Source organism: Paenibacillus camerounensis, from assembly GCF_000723885.1.
GTDB lineage: Bacteria > Bacillota > Bacilli > Paenibacillales > Paenibacillaceae > Paenibacillus_AQ > Paenibacillus_AQ camerounensis.
The window spans coordinates 1-2497 of the sequence record NZ_CCDG010000107.1 but is presented as its reverse complement, the minus strand read 5'-3'; the positions used below and the strand labels follow the sequence as shown (position 1 = coordinate 2497).

At 44.5% G+C, this 2497-nt stretch carries 2 protein-coding genes; both read right to left on the bottom strand.

Annotated elements, in window-relative coordinates; genetic code table 11:
• The coding region (locus tag BN3772_RS29045) for a non-ribosomal peptide synthetase (protein ID WP_042204035.1) at positions 1–2096 on the bottom strand (2096 nt) is incomplete at its 3' end.
• Between the two features lie 33 nt (positions 2097–2129).
• A partial coding sequence (locus BN3772_RS29040; RefSeq protein WP_042204033.1) for a hypothetical protein occupies positions 2130–2497 on the bottom strand: 368 nt, incomplete at its 5' end.

The following is a 2497-nucleotide window of genomic DNA, read 5'->3' as shown; positions in this document are numbered from 1 at the left end:
AATCTTCCAATGTCTGAAATAATGGCTTGTGTCGGAATCGTCAGCCTGGCTCCTACCAATAAAGAAAGAGTCATCTCTGTAACCGAAGCATCAAATATATAGTTTGCAAACTGTAGAATGTTATCCTGCTCTGTTACTCTATATGTATCCAGCAAATAGGTTCTGAAGGATACAACGCCACTGTGTCTAACCAAGACTCCCTTCGGTGTACCCGTTGTCCCTGAAGTGTAGATTACATAAGCCAAATCCTCAGGTTGGTTTACCTTTGCCGGGTTTGTGGACTCTCCCTCCCAATTCTCCCTCTCTGCGAGATCGATTATTGGCATACCGGCATTACATTTCAGGTCTGCCTGATAGACAAGAATGGCTTTAGGCTGGCTATCCTGGAGCATGAATGCGATTCTCTCTTCTGGAAAGGTAGGGTCTAGCGGTACATAAGCCCCTCCCGCTTTCAGAATTCCATAGATCGCTACAATCATCTCGATACTCCGCTCTGCCAGAATGGCAACGAAGTCATCCGGCTTTACGCCCACCTTACGCAGTTTCCTTGCCAGCTGGTTGGCCTTTCGGTTTAGCTCGGCATAAGTAAGCTGCTCATCCCCGAATACTACTGCTATATGATCAGGTGTTTTCTGAACCTGCTCCTCGAACATATCCATTACCGTTCGGTCCCTTGGGTATTCGACAGTCGTGTCGTTGAACTCACCAAGGATTCTGGCTTTCTCCTCTGGGGTAACCGTCTCAATTGCAGAGACCCTACCTGCCGGATTGGCTATAAGGGACAATAAAACGGTTTGTACTTTGAATAGTACGCTCTCGATTTCGTCCTTCACGAACACACTGGGATCGTACATGATCTTCAGTTTCAAGTAACCATCTTCAAGACTTGCAACCAGTACGACTGCATAATTAACCTTTTCCCTAGAAGATTCGAACTGTAATTGAATCCCGTCTTCATCGTCCATCAATAAATCTTCTTTAAATTCGTAATTTTCAAATACATACAAAACTTTAACCAAATCGGATTTCTGTTTCGTTAATCCCATAATTTGCGGAAGTGGACAGTAAGAATACTCATTACCCTTCATCCCCTGTATTTGCAGCTCATTCAGAAGTTTCGAAATAGTTGTATCCTCTTCACATCTGACTCTAGTAGGGATGGTCGAAATAAATAAGCCAACGATCTGTTCGATTCCTCTGATATCTGCATGTCTACCTGACACAATCTTCCCAAACACTACATCCTTGGTCCCGCTATATGCCTGAAGAACAATCCCCCACGCAGCCTCTGTAACCGTATTAATTGTGACATGGTTGGAACTGGCCAGATCTAGCAAGCTTTGTGTTTGTTCTTTGGACATCACGATACGGCTCTCTAACACATGCTCATCCACGGGTTGGGGCTTTTTCATCGGCTTGATGTCAGCTGTTTCATCATAATCTGCTAATAGCTCCTCCCAATAGGAAAGACCAAGTTCTTTATCCTGACCTTCCAGCCATTGGAGGTATTCGCCATATTCCGCGGTCCGCTTTCTTTCGCCAGTGATCATCCGTTCCAAATCACTCATACTTCTTCCCATTTCAAGCAAATCATAATAGCGTTTAAAATCGCCGTATAGCAGCGACAAGCACCAGCCGTCAACGATGATATGATGGAATGTCCAAATCATCTTGTATTTGTCATGACCTAATGCGATAAGCTTGACTCGCAGCAGAGAATCCCGCTGCAAATCAAAGCCACGCTCGACATCCAGTCGGGCTACCTCATCCAACCGGCTGACTTGCTCCGCTTCGCACAATTCTGACATATCAATTCGTTCATATTCAGCTTCCCTGTTCCTTAGGATTACTTGCCTTGGAGCTTCCAGCTTCTCAAAAACGATTGACGTCCTTAGAACCTCATACCTCATGAAAAGGAGCTTTAAAGCCTGCTGAGTTGTTGCTTCAGAAATGTACCCGCTCGATTCAAATCTATTTTGAATGACATAACTGGTTGATTCTCCGTGCGCAAGCTTGTGGTACAGCATCCCCTCCTGCATCGGGGTAAGAGAATAGATATTTGCAATTGTAGGGTTTATGACACTTCTTTGACTCATGTCGAATATCGGCCACCTTTATCGATTGTAATCTCACTCGATATCAAAAAGAGAGTTGATCAGTTGCAAATCGTCCTCAGACAGATCTGAAGCATGCGTGTCCGAAAGGGTCACCGCAGCTTCATCCATTGTCAAACAATACAGGATGATTGTGCGCATAGAATCCTGAAGCATCGAGGCAAAACGCCCCATCTTTTTTGCTGAATATTTGCTTCTGTCATAAGTGATAGTGAATTTCAAGATTTCCTGCAGGATACCTCCGCTAATATTAATCTTACGGAACATAGCGTTCTCATCTGCTGCACTTTTTCCGCTCAAATTAAACAGGATACTGTGATCTTGTGCCTCTGCATCCATTTGTCCCAGATAATTAAAATGGAGGTCAGCCGCGAGATCCGGAA